Here is a 21,990-nt window from a genome sequence, read left to right as displayed (position 1 = left end):
CCTGATACGTATAGGGTGTAATACAGCGCATGCATTTACATCATGAAACCTTTACATTTTATCCCATTTCCTTTGATTATTTCACGATATCGAGTTATCAAACTACAAGCTTTCAGACATTACTTGATCGATGATTTGCATGGTTTGATTAAAATAGGGATTGTATGTCAGCCTTGCGTATACCTTACCTTCCTGGCGATAGCCCCATGCAGAAAACCAAACGTTCCCCCCATTTAAGCAGGATGCTTCTCCTTCTTCCGTTTGACCATTACTGCAAATACGCTTGTCTCCCAAGATTCCATAGTCAGGATTCTCGGGGGAGAAAAGCAGCCCCATATGCGAACCATTTGAGATCTGAGCGGTATCCAATTTCATCGTCAGTTGGATTGCACGGCTGTCTTTTAAAGGTGTTTCTCCTTGCCAAATTAATCGATTATTCGGGTTGACCATTTTATTGGCAAAGGTTGCTTGTACATATTGAGTATCGATGACGCTGTCGCCTTCACTCATAATGACAAATACGGGTTTGGTATAAGCCGCGTCTTCTAAGTCATGTCGAACTGCTGTTGACGTCTGATAATACACCGCTGCGCCATTCATCGGTACAGAGTTATATCGCAGGTAATTATCCTCAGGATCTTGATCAGCCCAGGTGATGAAATGACTCGCAAACTCTGCATATTTAACGACGGAGGACTTAGGTTGAAACGCTGGAGAAAAAAGCAGTAACCCTTTTATCGACGGATCACTCATCGCTTCTGACGTAACTAAATTCGCGCCAGTGGAATACCCACCAAGCCAAACTGAATCGTACTCTTGTTTAAGTAGGCCTATATGATGATCGACCACGCCCTGCCAATCGGACAAGGTAGGCAGAATCAGGTCACCCACTTTACTTCCATGCCCGGGTAATAACACGGTTCGCACTACGTAGCCGCGCTCTGCAAGATGTTTCGCTACATCGATAAATGAATAGGGTGAATCACCAAGGCCATGAACTAATAAAACCGCCTGACCATTTGGGGTTTCTGGTCTGATTTCATAGGGTGCATTGGCCGCAACTTCTTTGTCTTTATCATCGGTGACGAACACTCGGTTGTCTTTAAGCCATGACTGCGTCTCTTCAATATACTGTTCAAAGCTCGATTGAGAATAGCTAGGCAATGACTCAGAGGTACTATAACTTGGGTCAATGGGCGGGTTCATACACCCCAATATAATGACTGACATTACCGCACACAGAAAGAAAGAGAAGTGAGTTATTTTAGGCATTTATTGTCTTTTCCACACATTGTTTCGCGAATGTCTTAGATGGTTGTTTATTTGGACAGTTTCTCTTCATATTCGCCTTCTATAATCCTTTCTGACGTCGGATTGAAACCTTGGTTTTTCAATTTCTTTTCGATCTGCTTACCTGCAATTAACGCGGCCACGGTTAACGGGACAACAAGGATTAAGCTACTGAGTAGAGCAATAAAGCCAGCCATTAATACTAACGCTGTTACGAATACTTTTTTCATATTTACCTCTCCTATCCTGTTTGTCAATATAGCTCATAAAAGATGAATGCAACATGAATGAAGTGTTCACCTTTCTGTCTTCGCATTTAGCAAATATGCGTAATGTTGTCTATGTTTACTGTAGATGTAACTTCAGTTGCATTAAAACTAAAATTATAAATATAACGTCAGGCTTAAACATCATGAATAAAACAGAAAAAAATAGAATAGAAGAAGAAATAGAAATCTCCGAAAACGAAGAACTCGTCTCAACCACTGATAAAGAAGGCGTCATTACATATGCAAATAATGATTTTTGTAGAGTATCCGGATATGACATAAGTGAGCTTCTCAATAAAAATCACAATATGATACGTCACCCTGACATGCCCAAGGCTGCGTTTAAGGATCTATGGGGCCATCTAAAGAATGGTCAAGCTTGGAGAGGGGCCGTAAAAAACATCTGTAAAGATGGACGATATTACTGGGTTGATGCTTTTGTCACGCCTATTTTTGAAGAGAATAAACTCATTGGGTATCAGTCGGTTCGTCGAAAGCTTTCACCTGAAGTAAAGCGTCGCGCCATAAAGCTATATACCGTGGCTGACAAGGGTAAGCACCTTACATCCAATATTCGTCTTACCACCAGACAAAGGATAATCTCGTTATTTTTTGTCACATTGGGGGCCGTAATTGCCGGATTTTATGTCAGCCCTCTGGCTACGCTAATCATACCGTTTGCGACCATAACGGTTCTTTACCATGAGTTATTTGTTCGTCAGAAGTTCTACGATGAGCTAAAACGCGATTATGACAGTATCTCTCGTCTCGTCTTCTGTGATGACCAAACCAACTACGCAGAGTACCATCTCAAAATGCAGCAAGGTCGAGTTCAAACGATCATAGGTCGAACGCAGGATAGCAGCAGCAGTTTACTAAAACAGGTACATTCCTTGGAGAACGCCTCTGAAAGTACGCATATCAATATCGAAAAAGAAACACTCGAAATAGAGAATGTTGCGTCCGCTGTTGAACAGATGGTCGCGACAATAGAAGAAGTTGCTCGCAATAGTGCCACCACGCTGGATCAAGTCCTTTCAGCAAACAACACCTGCCAAGAGGCGGACACTTGGAGCAAAAAAACTCAAAATCAGGTATCTGCGCTTGTCGACGAGGTAGAAACGTCATTCGAGTCTGCTGAAAATTTGTCCAAGAAACTAACCAGTATTGCCGCCATCATGTCAGAAATTCAGAGCATCGCTGAGCAAACGAATCTGCTTGCGCTGAATGCTGCAATAGAATCTGCTCGTGCCGGACAATATGGACGGGGATTTGCTGTCGTGGCCGACGAAGTAAGAACACTAAGCCAACGCACTCAAAAAGCAACTGAAAATATTCAGGATTCAATGGGGAGCGTGATGAGTTCTGTTGCCGAACTTTCTGAAACCATGAAACAAGGTCAAAGTGCTGCTCAAGTTTGCATCGAATACACGTCCAATACACAAAGCAAAATTGGCGTACTATCGAGTGTAATGCAGCATATAGAAGATGCGGCAACCCAAATATCCACGGCCACCGAACAGCAATCTGTCGTCGCAAATGATATAAGCCAAAACGTCGCGGCGATCCGAGACTCTTCGCAGTGCAACTTAAAAGAGGTGAACGAAGTGGCTGGGCTTACTCGTAATATTAAAGGTAAAGCACAACAGCTTGCATCGTTAGGGTTATCTTTTCAAAAGTAGCCTATCAATGTAATCGGTTTACAAGTCAGATCTGAGTGGCGACCAATAAGGTTGTTCTAGAAATAGGACTCAAGAACGATTTGTTCTTAGTGAGGGTACTGTCAACTTATGTGATTGTTGTTTAGTTGTCAGTACCCTAAATGAAATTTATTATTCCCTAAAAACCCTTTTATCGTTGATGTAACGTGTCAATAAGAGAATAAAATTTGTAGAGGAGCTATCGCTACTATTTATTTTACTCGCTCTTCAAACCATACGTTTTAAATTTATCTAACACTATTTTCATTTCTTCAGTCGATAATTCGGGGACATCCGGCTGAATAGAAAGAATGTGCAGATACAGCTTCGCTAACACCTCGACTTCATTTGCCAACCACAACGCTTTTTCTAAATTAACTTCCATGGCTAACATGCCGTGATGCTGCATCAAAAACGCTTTGCTCTCTTGGATTCCTAAGGCCACATTATCGGCTAACTCTTGAGTACCGAAGGTTGAATACGGTATGCACGGAACATGATCTGTCCCTGTCACAGCCACCATGTAATGTATTGCTGGTATGGCACGGTTTAATATCGAAACCGCCGTTGCATTGACCGCGTGATTATGCACCACGGCATTCAGCTCGGGTTTGGCTTTAAAACAAGAAAGATGAAAATGCCATTCACTCGACGGTACCTTATCCGCTTCCGCTTTACCTTCATTATCAACATACACAATCATGCTAGGCGTTAGCTTGTTATATGGGATACCACTTGGTGTAATTAACATGCCTTTTTTATAACGGGCACTGACATTCCCTGATGTACCCTGGTTCAATCCCAGTGCCGTCATTTCTAAACACGTATCTATAATTTGCTGCGATAGCGTTTCACGGTTCATAACATTTCCTTAAAAGGGGCAAGAATGCCCCAAGAAAAACTAGACATAAGTAGGTTGTTTAAGGTCAGCAAATAGTTCTGAGAGTGCCTCCTCGCTTGCTTCACAAACACCACGCTCGGTAATTAAACCCGTTACGTAACGTGCTGGTGTCACATCAAACGCATAATTCCCACATTGCGTTCCCTTAGGCGCTGTATTAACCCAGCGACACTGACCGTCTGAATCGACGCCGTACACATGAGATTGTTCTTCTCCTGAGCGCTGTTCAATCGGAATTTCATTAACGCCATCAAACACGGTAAAATCGATCGTTGGTGAAGGTAAAGCGACATAAAAAGGCACATCATTATCAAACGCAGCAAGCGCTTTTAAATAGGTACCAATTTTATTACACACATCACCATTTGCTGTCGTACGATCCGTACCGACAATGCACAAATCGACTTCTCCATGCTGCATCAAATGACCACCAGCATTATCGGCAATCAACGTATGTGGCACACCATGAGAACCTAATTCAAAAGCCGTGAGTAACCCTTGATTTCGAGGGCGTGTTTCGTCGACCCATACATGAATGTTGATACCCGCTTCATGTGCTTTATAGATGGGTGAAATGGCCGTTCCCCAGTCAACAGTCGCTAACCATCCTGCATTACAATGCGTCAAGACATTAACGACCGATCCAGCGGGTTTATTCGCGGCAATTTTTTTAATGATCGCCAAACCGTGCTCGCCAATTTGCTCACACAATTGAACATCTTCATCTGCAATTTCTGCCGCGAGTTTATAGGCAGCCTGCTCACGCTCGGTCGACGCAATTTTGGAAAGATGTCTGTTAACCCTGTCCAGCGCCCATTTTAAGTTGATCGCCGTGGGTCGAGTGTCAATGAGCACATCATAACAGGCCGTTAAATTTTCATCACTTGGGTCTTCCTTCATACCCAGAGCCATACCGTAAGCGGCTACAGCACCAATCAGAGGCGCACCACGAACCCACATTTCTCTAATTGCCGTGGCAGCAAGCTTCATCGACGTCAATTGAATGGTTTCTAATTCAAATGGAAGTTTAGTTTGATCGAGTATTTCAACTGTTCGACCATCTTCTGCCATCCAGACAGTTCGATAATGTTGACCATTAATCTTCATAGTGACCTCTTAACACTGTTCTGCGTAGGATTTAATAGATGCAAAATTTTGATAATTTTTCGCATTTAACATGAGTTCTCTCGCGAGCTTCAACGCCTGACGTTCACAGCAAGCTCGTTGCTCTGGATCAGGCAACTCCTTAAAGTCCGCTACACCAGCAAAACCGATGATACGGCGGTTTATTTCCATACCTGCGTTCACGAATGTGTCTTCCAACAAAGTAGCCAAAAATTCGTTTTGAACTGTATCTAAAGCCTGTTGCCCTAAACCACTTTGATATAGCGCTACGGGGTAAGCTTCACCCTCTATTTGGTTATTCCACAGTTGTTTAAAGTGAGCAACAAAGACGTCCCACGTAATATCCATTTGTTGAATTAACCACTGCTGATATTCTTCACATTTTACTGGATTGGATTCCCAAGCAGGCCTAGCAAAATATGCCATGAATAGGTTGCCCATATAGTTACCAATATCAAAGGCCATCGGCCCCATAAAGCCAAACTCAGGGTCAATCACTTTCACGTCTGTATCTGTGACCATAATTGAACCAGAATGAAGATCACCGTGTAACAAGGCTTGAGATTCAGTCATGAATTTATATTTATAACGCATTGCAACCTGGATCATCTCTTGATCCTTCCAAACTCGCTTAACATCTTCATCGAGTTGTGGTGAGGTCCAGTTATTGCGTTCTGCGTCATAATAAGGTTCGGTGAAGATCAGATCTTCCGTGATTTTACATAGCTCATGGTTGAGCGAAAACTGAGACACTAATTCTTTTTTGTTCTTCGCATTCATCCCTAAGTCAGAAGTGTAAAACAGTGTTTTGGCCAAAAATAAACCTACGTTTTCAGCGAGACTTGGGAATCGTTTTCCAGCGATGAGTTCCTTTCGTAATATGACGTGCGGTGTAAGATATTCCATCGCGAACACGGCCATATTAGGGTCATAAAAATACACTTCGGGGACAAGATCATGGCTCGCGAAGCGAGCTTCAATTTCGAGCACGTTATATTCAAAGAATGCTCGAGTTAAAGATAGCTGCCAACTTTCTCCCGCCGCGCGTACGTATGGCAATGCTTGTTTTACAATAATTGATTGCTCTAACCCTTCAACAATAAAGACGAGATTAAGATTACCGTCACCCACTTCTTTAACTGTCCATTCGTTTGGTAGCCCACCTAACTGAATAGTTTCAGGTAGTTTTTTTTCTAAATAGAACGGTAATGACTCACAGTTTTGCGGTACATACCCTTCTGGTACGATATTCGACATAGCGACCATCCTTTAAAATTGTTGGTTTCAAAGCGGTGAATGTCTCACCACTTATCAACCGTTTTTATAACGCGTTAGCTTGTTGCATTGATTAGTTTGGCATTGGCATCCAATCTGGAACCAGTACAGTAGACTTCGAGAATGATGGGATCTTGCTAACTAGGTCATCCATATTTTTGATATTTTGTTCGTTCAACATCTTTTGAGTGATTAATACTGGCGGTACAGTAACCTGTTTTTCTACCGATTCGCCCTTCATTAACATGGCTAAGGCACGTACGCTTACTTCACCCATTATCGATGGATTCGTCGCAACAGTGGCTACCCATGCGCTGTCTTTTTCTCTCATCGCTTGAATATCTGAGTTAGAAATATCAGCACTGTAGATTTTTATCTTGTCTGACAGACCGCCTTCATCAACCGCTATTTTTATCCCTTTTGCAAATTCATCATAAGGTGAGAAAGCAACCGTGATATCTGGATTGGCTCTAAATACCGCCGCTGCTTGGTCAGCAACTTGGTTAGGGATAGGGTTGTTCATCGTACCAAAACGAGCAACTTCAACGATGTTTGGATATTTTTCTTTAAACTCTGTAAATACCTCATCTCTGCGGTCAAGTGGTGGTATACCAGGAACATAAACGTACGCGGCTTTCCAATCTTGTCCGTTGTCTTGCACTGCTTGCTCTAATGAAAGACGAGCAATTAGATGGTCATCCTGATTAATTTGAGGAATCTCTGGGTTGTTTACATTGACATCAAATGCCACAACTTTAATGCCATTTTGTACGGCCAAATCGGCAAGATCTTTTATTGAATCAGTAAAACCATGTTGTAACACAATACCGTCGTAACCCTTCATGATGGCCTGTTCTAATTGGTTACGTTGTAAAGCCGCATCTTGTCTTGCATCATAAACATCAACCTTAAGACCTAATGCTTGCGCTTGACGTTTTACGCCTTTTAGATAAAGTTCTGGAAAATCACCCTGAGATAGATAACGAACATGAGCAATCTTCATCTCTTTTCCTTCAAAAGGAGATGTCGGTTCTGCATTAACAGCCGTGGTACCCAATGCCCCCATAATAGAGGCAGCCAAAGCAATTTTTTGTAGGGTTTTCATTATAATTTCCTTATTTTTATGCACGTTTGTTGGATAGGCCAAAGGTAAACATTAATGCTGCTACCAAAACTAAGCCTTTTATAAAGTCTTGTGTGTAATAGGGAGTATTCATCATGGTTAAGCCATTAAGCAGTACACCAACGAAAAGCGCACCAATAGCTGAACCCTGCGCATTAGGTCTTGCAGCTCCTAACACTGCAAAGCCGATAAGCGCACCAGCAACGCCATCCATTAACAGCGAATTTCCGGAACTGACATCACCACGTCCGATACGAGCAGCCAATAAAATGCCACCGATGGAAGCGAAAACACCGGATATAACGTAAGCAACATAGCGATAGAGTTTTACTCGTGCTCCAGCAAGTTTTGCTGCTTGTTCATTAGAGCCAATGGCATACATCACACGGCCATGGCGCGTTCTTTCTAAAAAGAGATAAGTGATGACGGCAAGTATCAACATAATGATGACAGGAACAGGAATAATATCGAAAATTCTCGCTCGACCTAGAAACAAGAAACTTTCAGAAAAAGAGCCTGTCGCCGTTTCGCCATCGCCCAGACTCATGCCCGCAGAAATAGAGCGTCCTTGAGTAGGAATAAGTTGCAACCCAAGTAACAAAAACATCATACCTAACGTTGTGAGTAGGTCCGGAACCTTCATCTGTACCGTCATAAAGCCATTAATTAAACCAACCACGACACCCACGCCAATGGCCGCAAGTATCGCCATTGTGGTTCCACCATCAAATACCACCATGACATAGCTCGCGGTCATCATAGAGAAGGCCGCCGTTGAACCAATAGAAAGGTCAAAACCATCAACAGCCAACGTTGCGGTAACACCCAACGCAAGAATCGCTACGATCGATACCGATTGCAGGATGATCATCATATTGATGGTGCTGAGAAATGCAGGTTCTGCCAGTGTGAAAATAACGAGCATTAGAGCAAGCAAAATCAAAAGACCATATTTAATCGCGAATTCACGCATATCTTTCATTGGTAATGTCCTCTGTTGAGTGTGGGGATTCATCATACGGTTCAGGCGCAGCGGCGATCTGGTTGATGAGGCTTGGCATGTGGATCTCATGAATAAGATGTTCACCAACCATATTGTTGTGATTAAACACGATGATTCGGTCCGCAATTTCTAGTGCTTCTTCAACATCGGTACATACAGCAATAGTGGTTCGGTCTTTCGCAGTAGAACGCAAGAGCTGACCAATTTGGCGTCGAGAAGAGATGTCGACACCTTGAAACGGTTCATTTAATAAAAGTACTTTGCAGTCATTCAACATCCATCGAGCGACCATCGCCTTCTGTTGGTTTCCGCCTGACAGCGTCAATATCAGCTCTTCTTGATCTGTGTATTTTACTTTGGTCGTTTCAATCGCTTTACTCACTTGTTGCTTTTCAGCTTTTCGGCTTATAAACCCGAATCTGGAGAACGATTTTAGAAATGGCAAACTCACATTCTGTTCGATAGAAAAATCAGGAACGAGCGCGTTGTTCCCCCTATCTTCTTGCACCATGTAAACACCGCTATCAATTGCATGATGAGGACCGATAGGTAACCATGGTTTCTTTTCTAACTTCAGTTGGCCGCTGACAAACGAATTCATTCCGAAAACACCTTCAACGACGGATGCACAGCCAGAAGAAAGCAACCCTGTCAGTACGACAATTTCACCTGTTTTAAAATGCAGGTTAAAAGGAAGCGATTTTGCGTCGAGTTGTACCCCCTCGAGATCGAGCATCGCTTTGTCACCTGCCACGTAGGAATGGCGAACCTCTCCAACGGCATGACCAAGCATAGAATCCACAGCGCCGTCATAATCAAGTGGTGGTTCAAACCAACCAACAATTTTCCCTTCCCGCAACGCGGCGATTTGGTCGGCAAGCAAACGGATATCAGACATTCTATGCGAGATATACACAATCGCGACGCCTTGCTCTCGCATTGTTTTGACCGCTTCAAATAGTTTGACGGCCTCAGTTTCTGACAAACTCGATGTCGGCTCATCCAAGATCAGTAATTTGGGTTTATCGGAAATAGCCCGCGCAATTGCAACAAGCTGCCGGTCTGCCTGAGATAACTCTGAAACCTGCGTATCGAGAGCGACATCTAACCCGATCTTCTCTGCTAATGGTTTGGCCTGTTTATGAAGCTCTTTCTTAGAGATGAATGTTGAAAATCGTCCGTCGCAAAGTTTGTCTAAAAGTAAGTTTTCCGCTATAGAAAGATCTTGAACAACACCGTCATTGATAATTTGATGTACCGTAATAATGCCAGCATCTCTCGCACTTTGAGGATTACTGATATCAACGGTTTCACCATTAATGATTACCGTCCCTTCGTCCGCGTGATAAACGCCACTTAAGATCTTAACCAACGTAGACTTTCCGGCGCCGTTCGCGCCCAACAACGCCAGTATTTTTCCTCCGTCTATATTAAAGCTCACATCATGTAAGACGGTATTACTACCAAACTTCTTTTTAATCGCTCTAATTTCAATTGCATTGACTACATTTGACATGGAGCACTCCATTTATCCGTGAATGGATTTAACAAAAGTAATCCTAACGCATCAATTGTAAAGTAAACTGTGACAAGACTAGCAGTTTAAAAAATGACCAATAAATAGAGCGTTAATTGGTCATTTTTTTGAACCTAGTCAAATATTGCGCCTTTTTGTAAAATGACACAGGCATAAGGTCGTAGATCATTGGTGGATATAATCAACTGGCATTCCTTGCTTTTTTTATAAAATTCGTTTCGTTCAAGAAAAAGATGATTATGTTCTGATTCTTCAGACCGTTCGACTGTTTTTATAAAATCTTGAGCTGCATCAGTAAGTTGTTCACTATTATCTTGCGCCATAATACGGACAGGTGCGGGAATAAAAGCATCGAGTGGAACATGTTTCAAGATGGCTTCTAACATCTGTGAACAATCGATCCCTAACATTGAAATGTGTTTAAACTGACTATTCGATGTCGCGGGGAAATTGGCATCAACAATCGCCAACGTATCTCCGTGTCCCATCGATTGTAAGCTATAGAGTAGATCTGCACTAAAAAGTGGATGAATATGTTTAAGCATTTTCTTTACCTTTGTATTTACAGTAATTCAAATGTATATTAGAGTCGTTATTACATCAAGTGGTTAACTTGTTTCTAAAATGATAAATTACTCACTGATAAAAGTCCGGTCGCGTGTCGATGTCTAAAATGAGAAGAGGTATAGCTGATGACAAGTTCAGAATTAAACAATATCAGCGCATTTAATAGTGATCCCGTTCTCCATGCGACGTGGCTTTATTATCAAGAAGGACTAAGTCAAACCGACGTTGCCAAGTTGATGGGTGTTTCGCGTGTCACGGTTGTCAAATACTTACAGACAGCGCGTGAAAAAGGGTTGGTGCAGTTTGATCTCGACTTAAAGGCATTTTCTTCCATAGAGCACGCCTTGAAAATCAAAGAAAAATTCCAATTAGATAGCGTAGTTATCGTGCCAGATGGTGAACAGGCGACACAACGTGAAGACTCCAAATTGATGCGTGAACGGCTGGCTAAAGCAGGCGGTATGTACCTAAACCAGACTATTGAAGATAACGACATTCTCGGAATAGCATGGGGAAGAACAATACATCAAATGGGAAATGTGATGACACCTAGGCAATGTAAGAATGTCACGGTGTTGCAAATGTTAGGCTCTATGCCCTCTCAACCCGATTTTACTACGATTGAATCGTCTTCTCAGATTGCCAACAAACTTTCAGGAAAAGTCATCAGTTTGCACGTTCCCGCGGTTGTATCCAGTTCCCGTTTGGCCGTAGAACTGCAAGCCGAACCAATTATTCGCTCCAACTTTGAAGCCTTGACGAAATGCAATAAAGCACTATTTGTTGTCGGTAACGTTTCGGAAGAAAATCCGTTAATTCGAGTGGGTGTTATCTCTAAAAAAGAAATGCAAACATACCGTGAAATGGGCGCAGTCGGTGTTATCTGTGGTCGTTTTTATGATAGATACGGACAACCTGTTGTTGCCGAGGTTGACCTAAGAGTTTTAGGTATAAATCTCGCGCAATTGCGACAAATTCGTAGCCGAATTTTTGTTGCAGGTGGTCAACGTAATTATGCGGCAACGCTAGGCGCTATTTTAGGCGGTTACGTGTCCGACTTGATGATTGACGAAGGGACAGCAGAGTACTTATTAGCCTGCGATGCTTCAATGGAATAGATCATTTAGGGCACCCATTTTGAATCGTTTGATAGATAACGATAAACCTTTGTTCCGCTCGACACACCTTTCAGACATCCGTGTACACATAGAAATTACGTTCGTTGAAACAAAGATCCCTGCCTATTTTCAAGTGCCATCGAACAGACTTCGTCTGAGCCGTTAATTAATGGGATCGGTTTTAATTAGACCTCAATTAATTAGCGGCGAGTAAGGTAAACCTTAACTAAGCCGGTTCTGAAGACAATTCTGGTTCTGGTTCCGGTTTTAGAACTGAATTTAATAAGGTTTTGGTGTATGGATGATTAGGAGCTGCAAATACAGATCTTGTTGAACCCACTTCACAAATTCGACCTTTATTCAGTATGGCAATTTGATCGGCAATAGATTCTACAATAGCCAAGTCATGAGTGATAAAGATGTAACTCGTATTAAACTTCAGTTGAAGCTCTTTTAGTAGCTTTAGTACTGTGTCTTGAACCGTGACATCTAGGGCTGAGGTTATCTCATCACAAAGCAACAACTCCGGCTCCGATGCAAACGCTCGAGCTATTGCTACCCGTTGTTTCTCACCACCAGAAAGTTTCGTCGAGTTTCTATACAGATAGTCTGGGTTAAGGTGTACTTGTTCTAACAACTCTTTTGCTCTCTCATGACATTGGAGGCTATTCATACCAAAATAGAGTTGCAGTGGTTTAGATAAAATCTGCAGGACGGTTTGCTTCGGGTTTAATGAAGCATCCGGATTCTGAAATATCATCTGGATCTGTTTTTTTTGTTCTTTGGTCCGTTTTTCTAAAACATTCAATGGTTTTCCATGGAACACTATTTCCCCAGCATTGGCTTGATTTAGTCCTGCGATGGTTTTGAGAATGGTTGATTTTCCACTGCCAGACTCACCAATTAAGGCTAGCGTTTCCCCTTTATTCAACGTTAAAGTAATGTCTTCTACCGTCGCTTCAGGCTCTGGCTTTCTCATTATTGACTCCCACATCGTTTTACGATGATAGGATATTTTTAGCTGCTTCAAATCAATACTGGTTTCTTTTACCGGCTCATTTTCAGCTATGATTGGCTCGCTTGTATCTTGTGTATTGCTAATAGAAGGCACCGCTTTTAGCAACGTTTGAGTGTATATATGCTGAGGGTTCAGCAATACTTTCCTAATATCACCTTGCTCGACTATTTCGCCCTGATACATAACACATACTTTATTGCAAAGTCGAGAAACCGCACCAAAGTCATGACTAACAAGAACCATAGACACTTTATGCTTGTTTATTAATGCCTTTAGTAGATCAAGAATATGTACTTGCGTTGTGGCATCAAGGCCAGTAGTCGGTTCATCGAGAACAAGGAGTTTTGGTTTAACCGCTAGAGCCATCGCTATAGCGACTCTTTGTTGCTGGCCTCCAGAAAGTTGATGTGGATAGCGATAAAAAATATCTTCTGGATTCGGTAATTTTACATCATTTAATAACTCAATGACTCTAGATTTGTAGTGTTCGCTCTCGATATCACTGTGAAACTGCAGAACTTCTTGTATCTGGCGGCCAACTTTCATTGTGGGAGTTAATGCCTGACCCGCATTTTGAGGAATGAGTGCTATTTGGCTACCCCGAATTTCCGCCAATTCTATTGTTGATAGTTGCAGGATATCTTTTTCATTAAAATGGATATGTCCAGATTTGACCATACAGTCGTCGTTTATGTACCCCATTAGAGACAGGGCCAACGTACTTTTTCCTGAACCAGATTCTCCCACAAGCCCGATGATATCTTTTGGGTTAACTTGGAGATTGACATTATTTAGAATGTGACAGAAATCGCCCGCTTTAGTTTCGTATCCCAAATTTAAATTTGAAACTTCAATTATTCGATTCATCTTTTGTCCTTATACTGGCGAGTTGTTATCACGATTTAAACCAGCCACTTTTGATAAGGCGTCTGAAGTAATATTGATGGAAAAAATAAGTGAGCTTAACGCGATTAACGGCGCAATCGTTGCCCAAGGCGCGACAGACATGAACCCTCGAGTATCCGCTATCATCAAACCCCAATCAGGTGTTGGAGGATTAACGCCAAAACCTAAGAACGATAACGAACTAAAAATAAGTAACATCCAAGACCAGCGCATGGCACCATCAACCAATATTACATTCATGATATTGGGTAATATTTCATACCTTACGATACTGCTTGTTTTCTCACCACGCAGTCGTGCAGCTAAAATATAGTCATGGGTAATAACGTCAAGTGTGGCACCTCTGACGACTCTGATGACTGCAATGCCATAGAAAAAACCTAACGTCAGAATTAATGTCGTGTCACTTTGTCCCAGAACACTGATGATCAGAAGAAGAAATAGGATCCAAGGGATTGATAATAAAGCATCAATAAAACGCATCATTAATTCGTCAAAACGCCCGCCGATGAATCCGGTAAATATCCCTAGACAACTCCCCCACGCAATAGCGATAAAACTACCTGCAAATGTGATGAACAGAGCGGCTCTTCCGCCCATAATGGTACGACTTAAAGTATCTCTTCCTAGTTGGTCAGTTCCTAACCAGTGCTCCATACTTGGGCCTTTAAGTATGTTAAAGCTGTCAGTTTGGCCAAAGTCATAAGGAATGATATAGGTAGCAAAACAGGCAAGTAGAATATGGGCAATAAATAATATCAAACCAATTTTCGCTGAGAGGGTCGAGCCAAGTTGCCTAAGATACTCCGTTAGCAAATTAATCTTACTCATTTTAATATCCTTGTTGTGTGCGAAGTTTAGGATTAAGAATGCAGGTAAGAAGATCTGCGCACAGGTTAACCAAAATATAGATAATTGCTAAAACAATGGCGATACCTTGAACGACAGGCAAATCTCTATCATAAATAGCAGAGATCATGAGGCTGCCAATACCAGGGTAATTGAATACCTGCTCAATGATAACGACACCACCAAGCAGCCAAGCGATAGTGAGTGCAATAATGTTAATAGCAGGAAGAAGCGCATTAGGAAGAGCATGATAAAAAACGATATGCCAATAAGGGATGCCTTTTAGACGAGACATTTTGATGTAACTTGAATTCATCACAGTAATCATACATGAACGAACCATGCGTAATATGTGTGCAACCATGACCATAGACAGTGTCACAGCTGGCAAAACTAAGTTAGGCAGCAATTCAGAAAACGACGCATTTTCTCCGATTAAAGCCACCGCCGGAAACCATGGCAACCAAATACTAAACACTAGGGTCAATAAGGTGGCCGTTACAAATTCAGGAACCGTCATGGTGAAAAGAGACGCTATCGATATAAAGTGATCTGATTTTTTGTTGGCTTTAAGCCCAGCAATACACCCAAGAAGAATCGCTATCGGGATCCCAATGGAAGCGGCAATGCCACCTAATATCAGCGTATTTTCTAGTCGAGGTATAAGTACGTCACTGACCGGCCTTTGACGCTTAAGTGATGTCCCTAAATCGCCATGAACAACATTTTCAGACCACAGTGCAAAACGTTCAATTAAAGGGGAGTCTAAATTATTGTCTATACGACATTGTTCTAATCGATTTCCAGTTGCATTTTGCCCTAAATAACTAGTACAAAAATCACCGGGTAATAACTCAGTAACAAAAAAAACCAAGACAGCAACAATAAGAAGAGAAAACATTGCAGTGAAGAGGCGCTTATAAACCATGGAAAACATGAAAGTCCTTATTATAAAAAGGGGTGAGAGCATAACCAATATGTGTGCTGCAACTTCTAACTAATAAAAGAATAAAAGTAGCATTTTCACCCTACTTTCATTCCATTAAAGCCAAACAGTTTTTATAACTTTATTTTTAACGTTATCCTTTAGTAACAAGATTCCAGCGGATTGAAAAATCTTCTACAGCCGGAATACTAATATTTTTCATCATGACTCTGTGATTACGCAGATGGAATGGGATTAAACTACCGCCTTGTTCCCACAACATTTTTTGTGCGTCAATGTAAAGGTCTTTACGAGATGTTGCGTCTAAAGTCAGACGAGCTTTATCTAATAACTGGTCAAATTCAGGGTTATTCCAAGTAGATTCATTCCATTGTGCTGTGCTGCGATACACTTCATTTAAGACTTGATCTGCTGGACGTTGTCCCCAAAGCGTGGTGAATGCGGATTTTTTCATCCAAACATCATTCCAATAACTATCCGACGGGGTCATTTTGATATTAACGCGAATGTTGGCTTTTGCAGCTTGTCGTTGATAGATTTCAACTAAAGGTCGAAAGTAGGTGTCCGTGTTACTTGTGTATAGATCGATATCAATGCCGTCAGGAAAACCAGCTTCGGCTAATAGTTTTTTAGCTCCTTCAATATCTTGTTTACACTCGATATCCATTCGATACTGATCGCCTTTCCAAACAGGGGTATCACAAGTGGTTGCTCCACCGCTTTCACCAACGACCAATCTAGCCATCTCTTCTCTATCCGTCACGATTCGCAGTGCTTTACGCACTTTAGGGTCAGTAAACGGCGCTACGTCATTTTTAAATATAATTCCACGCCAATCACCGGTAGAGATCGAATCAATTTTAAACATTGTATTGCTTTGGAATAAAGGCAGTTGTTGAGATGTCACTCCTGACCAACCAATCCAGTCAATTTGTCGAGCTAAAAGCGCTTGTACTCTAGCCGAGTCATCTGCAATTGCGATCAAATCAATACCGTCAAGTTTTGGTTTGCCTTCCCAGTATTCGTCATTGGCAATCAGACTTGTCGTGCCCTCAACATTAAGCGTTTCAAGTTTAAACGGCCCGGTTCCAATGCCAACAAGGGACTTATCTTGATCAACATTCTCAGGTAATATTTTTACTCGGTAATCCATTAATAAAATAGGAAAATCAGAATGTGCTTTGTTCAGCGTAAACTGAACGCTGTGATCATTTAAAGGTTTTACTTCTTTAATAATAGAGAGTACAGCTCTGGCGGGAGCATCTCGTTTAACATCAAGAATTCTATTCATTGTCGCCACAACATCGGCTGAAGTGAATGCTTTACCGTTATGAAATTTTACATTTTTGCGTAAATCAAACACCCATTCAGTTGCCGTTTCATTGGACGTCCATTTTGTTGCTAATTCAGGCGAAGGCGCTCCCAGTGTATCTTGCCTAACTAGACGGCTATATAACATTTGAACTGCATAATAAAAGCGGGTTGAAGAAATAGGATCAAGAGATTCTTGTCCTCTCCACTCAAGTTGATGCGGAGTTTTCAGTGTTTCTGCATATGCAACAGTGGAGACTAGGCATGTAACTAATAAACTTCCATATACTAATTTTTTAAAAAGCATTTATTTATTGTCCTTTCATATATTATTTAAAATATTTATCCATTTACTATTTCAGTATGAGAGACGTTATTTAATAACCTTCTCTTTACAGATTTAATATTTCAACATTATCTCTGCTACTGCTATACGATTAGAACGATTGTTGTCTGCTACTTATTCATATTATATCGTCTTACTTATTTACACTTTTATTTTCGCCCTTACAGGTTTTAATAAGCGGCGGCAAAAATTATTTATTCATCGATGCAACCCACTTCACACGTGACCGGTTATTGATCACCGTTGTCTGTCACAATGACTCGTAAAACTCTACCGCTTAACGACTAGAGTTGATTTATTTCTTCCATAAACGATCGAATGAAATGAGTATGCAACACCATTTTTCTTCGTTCTTTTTTGGTACGCAAAAAATAGCTATTTTTATGCTAGAGAAGCAGTTACCTTGCAAATATTTTGGCTACTATAACTACTGTCACATGTGAATATTTATAAATACTCGGTGTGATTTATTTCAACAAAATATTGGACTAACTCATAACATCGAATACGTTTATTTATTACGTTATTAGATGTTAGGTAAAAAGGCGTTTTTCGTCACGGGTAAGAATTGTATGCTGCAGAAGTTAATGCGTTAGCTTGATGAGTGATTGTATCTGAATCTTTTTCTAACGCTAGCATTTGAAACTAATCCGTGACACAGGCAAATTTTGTCACGACAGTACCATTGTTTGAGGTGGTTCGCAAACGGTTAACCTAAGAACACATTGGCGTTATATTTAACAGAGCTTATTCGTGTCATCTGAGTTTTTATACCTTTCGTCCTTGCTAGCTTCAGTTCAGTATGCGTTGTTTACAAAAAAAGTTATTTTTATCCCCATTAAAACAGTGAGATCATAGTTATTGACATTATTATCGGATAAATAGTGACTAAGGTTGATATAAATCCCATTTTAATTAAATATGTCAGTTCTATTGGTTTGGTGAATAATTATGAGAGAATTATCAGAAGTTGGATCTTTTTTGGAGTTCCTTGGTGATGCTATTCTCATCGCCAATGATGCCTCTGAAATTGTCTATGCGAATTCAGCCTGCTCTGCACTATTTGGTTATTCTCAAGCAGAACTAACGTCTATGCGCCTTGATGACCTAATACCTGCGTCCTCTGTAGAAAATCATAAGCATAAAGTTAAGCACTACATTCATAAAAAATCACCTGCTAAAGCTATGCGTTCTAGAGCTCTCTTGCCCTGTATCAATTTTGAAGGAAAACAGTTTCACGCCAAGATATCAATTGCCTATATTGAGATCAGTAATGAGCTTCACGGCATCGCGACGATACAAGATTATTCCGATGTTGAAAGTGAAATTAACGAACTCAAAAATAGTGCAAATACCGATGCTATCACTGGTTTAGCCAATAAAAGATCTCTACAACACTTGTTGGAAAATAACTATTTTTCCAAATGGTCATCGAATTCTATCGGTGTTGTCTACTTTGATTTGGACAAGTTCAAAACCATAAATGATACCTTAGGTCATCATATTGGCGACATATTACTGGGTGAATTAGGTTCAAGACTAAATAGTATGTTGCGAGCAGATGATTATGTTTTTAGGGTCGGAGGTGATGAGTTTTTAATATTGTTCAAAATCACCAATGGCTATGATCACCTCTACGAATTAGAAGCCATTAGTACAAAAATACACAGCGTAATATCACAACCTGTCACTATTGATAACGCAAACGAAAGCGTTTCAGTTAACGCAAGCATAGGTATTGGTGTGTACCCACAAGATAAGGAAGACCTATCATCACTTATCTCTTTAGCTGACAAAGCGATGTATTTGGCAAAATCCACTGGCGCCAAATTTTCCCTAGTAAAAGAGTTAGATAACGGAATAAAGAAGCCTTAATAAATAGCGCCATCCAGTCCTTTCCTCAGCGTTTAAATCAATAATACTATTCTCTGGCTATTATTTAATTGTTGAGCGAATGCTTATCCGTTGCCTCAATACTATGACCTGATTGGTTCAGAATCTTCGTAACCCCTTTTTGTAAAATCAAATTATTTGGATAGGTAATAATATTGCCATCCTCATGTCGTATAATCACATGAAACATAGTGATATCTATGAGTTCTCCACTAACATCCGCATCTTTTTCAGCAACTTTAATCATGTCTCCTATTCGGTAAGGGAATACGAAAAAAATGAGTATGCTCGCGGTCAGATTGCTCAAAATAGACCATTGAGCAAAGAGTGCAACACCTAACACTGCAAAAACTGAGGACAAGAAAAGAGAAATATCCCCGAAGCCAATGCCTAAAAAGATTGTAAAAATCGCGCCAAATAGCCCTAGTGAGGCAACATTAAATGATTTGATAACAAACTGTTTTCTTTGTAGAGAGACTTGTTTGTTGTCTGCTAGTTTCTCTAGCCACTTGTGGACAACCTTTCTTACAACCCGAAAGCTGATTAAAAGTAATATTCCAATGAAAACCTGTTGCAATAAATAACTATTTTGAATGTAATCAATCATTAAACTACCTAGAAATTACGCTTTGAATGTTTATAAGCATAGCGAATAATTGGTTTCTCGTCATGTGTCAGAGAACGATATCTTTATGAATGTATATCGAAACCAGATAATGCTTTGTATTTGAGCCACACTTTCTCAAGACAAGAACGAGCCAATTTGGAGCCTTCAATCACTTGTACAAAATGTTCTTCTTCTGAGTTTTCAGGAATGAGATGCCCGACCTCTAGAGCGTACATTGTTTCTCCCCAATATGTCAGTAACTCTTCTTCCGCATAAGAAAACGCACCTGATTCTGCAAATCCATCAGGGAATATCTCTTCATCTTCGAAGCATTTCTCTCCCATTCGTAACTTTATATGTCCCATGGCTCTATTTTTAAGTTAGTGATTAAACAGATAAGTAATAGCAGAATTGCGACGATAAATATAACAAATATTTTAAGTCGAGTTAATAAAATAAATTAATTATCCTTACATTATTTATTGATAAAAAATATTTATCTTTTTAATAAAAATAATCATTTGAAATTTTTATTGGCGCATATCAACTTAAGGAATAATATAAAAAAGTATAATCGGCCCGTTCTCAAATTATGAGAATATCCCTTAAACAACCAACCAGTCTACCATCGAGTAATATGAGTAATACAAACGAAAAGATATTTCTTATCCTAGACCAAATAGCTTCCTATGAAAAAGCGGTCAGTATAAGAAGACTTAGCGAGGACTTAACTATGCCTTTAAGTAGTTTGTATCGCTATATAACCCTGTTAAAAGACTGGCGCCACATTGAAGAGAACCTATACACAAAAGAGATTTACATTGGATCGATGTCCTTAGCTTTGGCTAGAAGTCATGAAAAAGCAAAATTGGGATATCGAGAGTATGGAAATGCTTTAGAACGATTGAGTATCGTTACTGGTGAAACTTGTATGTTTATGGTACCGGCAGGGTACCACGCTTTATGTACCGTGTGTAAAGAAAGTAAAGAGGCGCTCAGATGCACATTTGAAGTAGGACAAACACAACCGTTAATAAAAGGGGCCTCGTCAAAAGTTTTACTCGCAAACTTGCCTAGAGAACGACAAGAAAAAGTGGCTAAATATTATGGACTAGATACTTACGACCCCTATTGGAAACTATCTATCAAAAAAACCAAATATGACGGATTTTCAATAAGTAAGTCTGAATATAATACGGGTGTTATTGGCATTAGTGTTCCAATTATCCGTAAAAAGACGTTAGTTGGCGCTATTACTGTTATGGCGCCGAATGAACGAGCGAGAACAGGTTTTGAACGAGTTCTTCAAGACCTAATGAATGAAGCATCAATCCTAAATGGGAGTAGATAATGTTTAAAAATATGGTTGAGTGCTTTATTAAAAGAAGGTCTCACATCCGTAACAGACAAATCGTACTTGTTGGTACTTGCTTCAAGTCTTCCGAAGAAGATGACTTGTTATTTGAGGAAGCAGAAGAAGCCATTGAATACACCTACCATTGGTATGCTAAAACTGACTTACCTCACACGCTTCCGGTAAAAAATGGCGGGTACTTTCCTATCACAAATTCAAACATCATCGAAAGCATGGCGTTTACTCAGTATATATATGCCTTACTTGAACAAAAGATCTTACCCGTTATTTTTTCAAATAGTTGTGAAAGTTTCATTGAATGCCTAGCCGCTTATGATACTAGCGATATTGGTGTCATCAACATCAACCACAGAGTGGACTTAGTCAATAAACTAAGCTTTATCCCGATGCAAGGGTATGCCTCCGTTCTCACTCAAAAGTCTGATATTAATATGTTGAGTATTGGTGTATTTGAAGACTTTCATACAACACCAGAGCTAAATTTAGCGAAAAGTATGGGGGTTGAATGGCTCAACAGCACTACTTTTTATTCAACGTCACCATCTATATACGAAGGACTCGATATTTTTCTCTTTAACCATAATTCTATTGCTTTAAACATAGATTTAAGAGCGATTGTTCGAGGAATGACTATCAAGCCACCTTACGCAATTGATTTAGATTTGTTGCTGTCAATTGTCAGCCGATGTATCCATTCAAACGAGACCGTACTGATACAGCTGACGGGAGACAACGACGCACTAATTTTTGCGAAAGAAGTACAATCTGTATTAAATATCATAAGAAAAAATGGAACATAAATTCTACCCTGCATAAGAAATATGGGTATGA

Annotated in this window: 20 protein-coding genes; 5 read left to right on the top strand and 15 right to left on the bottom strand. The window is 40.4% G+C overall.

All coding sequences use genetic code 11. The annotated features are described in order from the left end of the window. Positions 1 to 102: 102 nt before the first annotated feature. Entirely contained in the window at positions 103 to 1,272 is a 1,170-nt protein-coding gene (locus L3V77_RS23250) for an alpha/beta fold hydrolase (protein WP_275137189.1), read from the bottom strand. A gap of 47 nt (positions 1,273 to 1,319) precedes the next feature. Continuing rightward, the gene (locus L3V77_RS23245; protein WP_275137188.1) at positions 1,320 to 1,520 is read right to left on the bottom strand and encodes a hypothetical protein; all 201 of its coding nucleotides are present in this window, start codon (positions 1,518 to 1,520) and stop codon (positions 1,320 to 1,322) included. A 182-nt stretch (positions 1,521 to 1,702) separates the two neighbouring features. Here L3V77_RS23245 and L3V77_RS23240 point away from each other — a divergent pair, with 182 nt between their 5' ends. Then, complete coding sequence (locus L3V77_RS23240) at positions 1,703 to 3,241, top strand: methyl-accepting chemotaxis protein (protein WP_275137187.1); 1,539 nt, start codon at positions 1,703 to 1,705, stop codon at positions 3,239 to 3,241. Between the two features lie 235 nt (positions 3,242 to 3,476). Here L3V77_RS23240 and L3V77_RS23235 read toward each other — a convergent pair whose 3' ends face one another. The 7 genes from L3V77_RS23235 to L3V77_RS23205 all read right to left on the bottom strand — a co-directional run bounded on the left by L3V77_RS23235 (position 3,477) and on the right by L3V77_RS23205 (position 10,768). Further along, a complete protein-coding gene (locus tag L3V77_RS23235; RefSeq protein WP_275137186.1) occupies positions 3,477 to 4,121 on the bottom strand; it encodes an L-fuculose-phosphate aldolase in 645 nt (214 codons plus the stop codon). A 39-nt stretch (positions 4,122 to 4,160) separates the two neighbouring features. Then, positions 4,161 to 5,267 carry an S-methyl-5-thioribose-1-phosphate isomerase gene (gene mtnA, locus L3V77_RS23230; RefSeq protein ID WP_275137185.1) on the bottom strand — a complete coding sequence of 369 codons (1,107 nt, stop codon included), beginning with the start codon at positions 5,265 to 5,267 and terminating at the stop codon, positions 4,161 to 4,163. Between the two features lie 9 nt (positions 5,268 to 5,276). Next, complete coding sequence (gene mtnK / locus L3V77_RS23225; protein WP_275137184.1) at positions 5,277 to 6,542, bottom strand: S-methyl-5-thioribose kinase; 1,266 nt, start codon at positions 6,540 to 6,542, stop codon at positions 5,277 to 5,279. A 91-nt stretch (positions 6,543 to 6,633) separates the two neighbouring features. Beyond that, entirely contained in the window at positions 6,634 to 7,665 is a 1,032-nt protein-coding gene (locus L3V77_RS23220; RefSeq protein ID WP_275137183.1) for a substrate-binding domain-containing protein, read from the bottom strand. 16 nt (positions 7,666 to 7,681) lie between these two features. Beyond that, positions 7,682 to 8,665 (bottom strand): ABC transporter permease, encoded by a 984-nt coding sequence (locus L3V77_RS23215; protein ID WP_275137182.1) that lies wholly within the window; start codon positions 8,663 to 8,665, stop codon positions 7,682 to 7,684. Next, the gene (locus tag L3V77_RS23210) at positions 8,649 to 10,202 is read right to left on the bottom strand and encodes a sugar ABC transporter ATP-binding protein (protein ID WP_275137181.1); all 1,554 of its coding nucleotides are present in this window, start codon (positions 10,200 to 10,202) and stop codon (positions 8,649 to 8,651) included. Before L3V77_RS23210 ends, L3V77_RS23215 begins: the two co-directional genes overlap by 17 nt. 134 nt (positions 10,203 to 10,336) lie before the next feature. After that, complete coding sequence (locus L3V77_RS23205) at positions 10,337 to 10,768, bottom strand: RbsD/FucU domain-containing protein (protein ID WP_275137180.1); 432 nt, start codon at positions 10,766 to 10,768, stop codon at positions 10,337 to 10,339. A 147-nt stretch (positions 10,769 to 10,915) separates the two neighbouring features. On the opposite strand from L3V77_RS23205, the gene L3V77_RS23200 reads away from it, so the two are divergent. Further along, positions 10,916 to 11,908 carry a sugar-binding transcriptional regulator gene (locus tag L3V77_RS23200; protein WP_275137179.1) on the top strand — a complete coding sequence of 331 codons (993 nt, stop codon included), beginning with the start codon at positions 10,916 to 10,918 and terminating at the stop codon, positions 11,906 to 11,908. Positions 11,909 to 12,134: 226 nt separating this feature from the next. Here the strand turns inward: L3V77_RS23200 and L3V77_RS23195 are convergent, their stop codons facing one another. The 4 genes from L3V77_RS23195 to L3V77_RS23180 form a co-directional block, all read right to left on the bottom strand. Next, on the bottom strand, positions 12,135 to 13,793 hold the full coding sequence (locus L3V77_RS23195; protein ID WP_275137178.1) for an ABC transporter ATP-binding protein: 1,659 nt from the start codon (positions 13,791 to 13,793) through the stop codon (positions 12,135 to 12,137). Positions 13,794 to 13,802: 9 nt separating this feature from the next. After that, the gene (locus L3V77_RS23190; protein ID WP_275137177.1) at positions 13,803 to 14,663 is read right to left on the bottom strand and encodes an ABC transporter permease; all 861 of its coding nucleotides are present in this window, start codon (positions 14,661 to 14,663) and stop codon (positions 13,803 to 13,805) included. A gap of 1 nt (position 14,664) precedes the next feature. After that, a complete protein-coding gene (locus L3V77_RS23185) occupies positions 14,665 to 15,618 on the bottom strand; it encodes an ABC transporter permease (protein ID WP_275137176.1) in 954 nt (317 codons plus the stop codon). A 142-nt stretch (positions 15,619 to 15,760) separates the two neighbouring features. Beyond that, positions 15,761 to 17,245 carry an ABC transporter substrate-binding protein gene (locus L3V77_RS23180; protein ID WP_275137175.1) on the bottom strand — a complete coding sequence of 495 codons (1,485 nt, stop codon included), beginning with the start codon at positions 17,243 to 17,245 and terminating at the stop codon, positions 15,761 to 15,763. A gap of 990 nt (positions 17,246 to 18,235) precedes the next feature. Between L3V77_RS23180 and L3V77_RS23175 the strand changes: the two genes are divergently transcribed. Beyond that, positions 18,236 to 19,159 (top strand): sensor domain-containing diguanylate cyclase, encoded by a 924-nt coding sequence (locus L3V77_RS23175; RefSeq protein ID WP_275137174.1) that lies wholly within the window; start codon positions 18,236 to 18,238, stop codon positions 19,157 to 19,159. 64 nt (positions 19,160 to 19,223) lie between these two features. Here L3V77_RS23175 and L3V77_RS23170 read toward each other — a convergent pair whose 3' ends face one another. Both L3V77_RS23170 and maoP read right to left on the bottom strand, forming a co-directional pair. Next, entirely contained in the window at positions 19,224 to 19,784 is a 561-nt protein-coding gene (locus L3V77_RS23170; protein WP_275137173.1) for a mechanosensitive ion channel family protein, read from the bottom strand. Between the two features lie 83 nt (positions 19,785 to 19,867). After that, a complete protein-coding gene (gene maoP / locus L3V77_RS23165) occupies positions 19,868 to 20,128 on the bottom strand; it encodes a DUF413 domain-containing protein (RefSeq protein ID WP_275137172.1) in 261 nt (86 codons plus the stop codon). 293 nt (positions 20,129 to 20,421) lie between these two features. Here maoP and L3V77_RS23160 point away from each other — a divergent pair, with 293 nt between their 5' ends. Then, on the top strand, positions 20,422 to 21,135 hold the full coding sequence (locus L3V77_RS23160; protein WP_275137171.1) for an IclR family transcriptional regulator C-terminal domain-containing protein: 714 nt from the start codon (positions 20,422 to 20,424) through the stop codon (positions 21,133 to 21,135). Further along, positions 21,135 to 21,959, top strand: coding sequence for a hypothetical protein (locus L3V77_RS23155; RefSeq protein WP_275137170.1), 825 nt, complete (start codon positions 21,135 to 21,137; stop codon positions 21,957 to 21,959). Before L3V77_RS23160 ends, L3V77_RS23155 begins: the two co-directional genes overlap by 1 nt. Positions 21,960 to 21,990 lie beyond the last annotated feature (31 nt).

The organism is Vibrio sp. DW001, from assembly GCF_029016285.1.
GTDB lineage: Bacteria > Pseudomonadota > Gammaproteobacteria > Enterobacterales > Vibrionaceae > Vibrio.
This window is presented reverse-complemented; position numbering and strand designations above follow the sequence as displayed.

Bases quoted from the DNA above. Each gene is read 5' to 3' on its own strand.
- L3V77_RS23250 (WP_275137189.1), bottom strand. From the start codon at position 1,272: ATGCCTAAAATAACTCACTTCTCTTTCTTTCTGTGTGCGGTAATGTCA.
- L3V77_RS23245 (WP_275137188.1), bottom strand. From the start codon at position 1,520: ATGAAAAAAGTATTCGTAACAGCGTTAGTATTAATGGCTGGCTTTATT.
- L3V77_RS23240 (WP_275137187.1), top strand. From the start codon at position 1,703: ATGAATAAAACAGAAAAAAATAGAATAGAAGAAGAAATAGAAATCTCC.
- L3V77_RS23235 (WP_275137186.1), bottom strand. From the start codon at position 4,121: ATGAACCGTGAAACGCTATCGCAGCAAATTATAGATACGTGTTTAGAA.
- mtnA (WP_275137185.1), bottom strand. From the start codon at position 5,267: ATGAAGATTAATGGTCAACATTATCGAACTGTCTGGATGGCAGAAGAT.
- mtnK (WP_275137184.1), bottom strand. From the start codon at position 6,542: ATGTCGAATATCGTACCAGAAGGGTATGTACCGCAAAACTGTGAGTCA.
- L3V77_RS23220 (WP_275137183.1), bottom strand. From the start codon at position 7,665: ATGAAAACCCTACAAAAAATTGCTTTGGCTGCCTCTATTATGGGGGCA.
- L3V77_RS23215 (WP_275137182.1), bottom strand. From the start codon at position 8,665: ATGAAAGATATGCGTGAATTCGCGATTAAATATGGTCTTTTGATTTTG.
- L3V77_RS23210 (WP_275137181.1), bottom strand. From the start codon at position 10,202: ATGTCAAATGTAGTCAATGCAATTGAAATTAGAGCGATTAAAAAGAAG.
- L3V77_RS23205 (WP_275137180.1), bottom strand. From the start codon at position 10,768: ATGCTTAAACATATTCATCCACTTTTTAGTGCAGATCTACTCTATAGC.
- L3V77_RS23200 (WP_275137179.1), top strand. From the start codon at position 10,916: ATGACAAGTTCAGAATTAAACAATATCAGCGCATTTAATAGTGATCCC.
- L3V77_RS23195 (WP_275137178.1), bottom strand. From the start codon at position 13,793: ATGAATCGAATAATTGAAGTTTCAAATTTAAATTTGGGATACGAAACT.
- L3V77_RS23190 (WP_275137177.1), bottom strand. From the start codon at position 14,663: ATGAGTAAGATTAATTTGCTAACGGAGTATCTTAGGCAACTTGGCTCG.
- L3V77_RS23185 (WP_275137176.1), bottom strand. From the start codon at position 15,618: ATGTTTTCCATGGTTTATAAGCGCCTCTTCACTGCAATGTTTTCTCTT.
- L3V77_RS23180 (WP_275137175.1), bottom strand. From the start codon at position 17,245: ATGCTTTTTAAAAAATTAGTATATGGAAGTTTATTAGTTACATGCCTA.
- L3V77_RS23175 (WP_275137174.1), top strand. From the start codon at position 18,236: ATGAGAGAATTATCAGAAGTTGGATCTTTTTTGGAGTTCCTTGGTGAT.
- L3V77_RS23170 (WP_275137173.1), bottom strand. From the start codon at position 19,784: ATGATTGATTACATTCAAAATAGTTATTTATTGCAACAGGTTTTCATT.
- maoP (WP_275137172.1), bottom strand. From the start codon at position 20,128: ATGGGAGAGAAATGCTTCGAAGATGAAGAGATATTCCCTGATGGATTT.
- L3V77_RS23160 (WP_275137171.1), top strand. From the start codon at position 20,422: ATGAGTAATACAAACGAAAAGATATTTCTTATCCTAGACCAAATAGCT.
- L3V77_RS23155 (WP_275137170.1), top strand. From the start codon at position 21,135: ATGTTTAAAAATATGGTTGAGTGCTTTATTAAAAGAAGGTCTCACATC.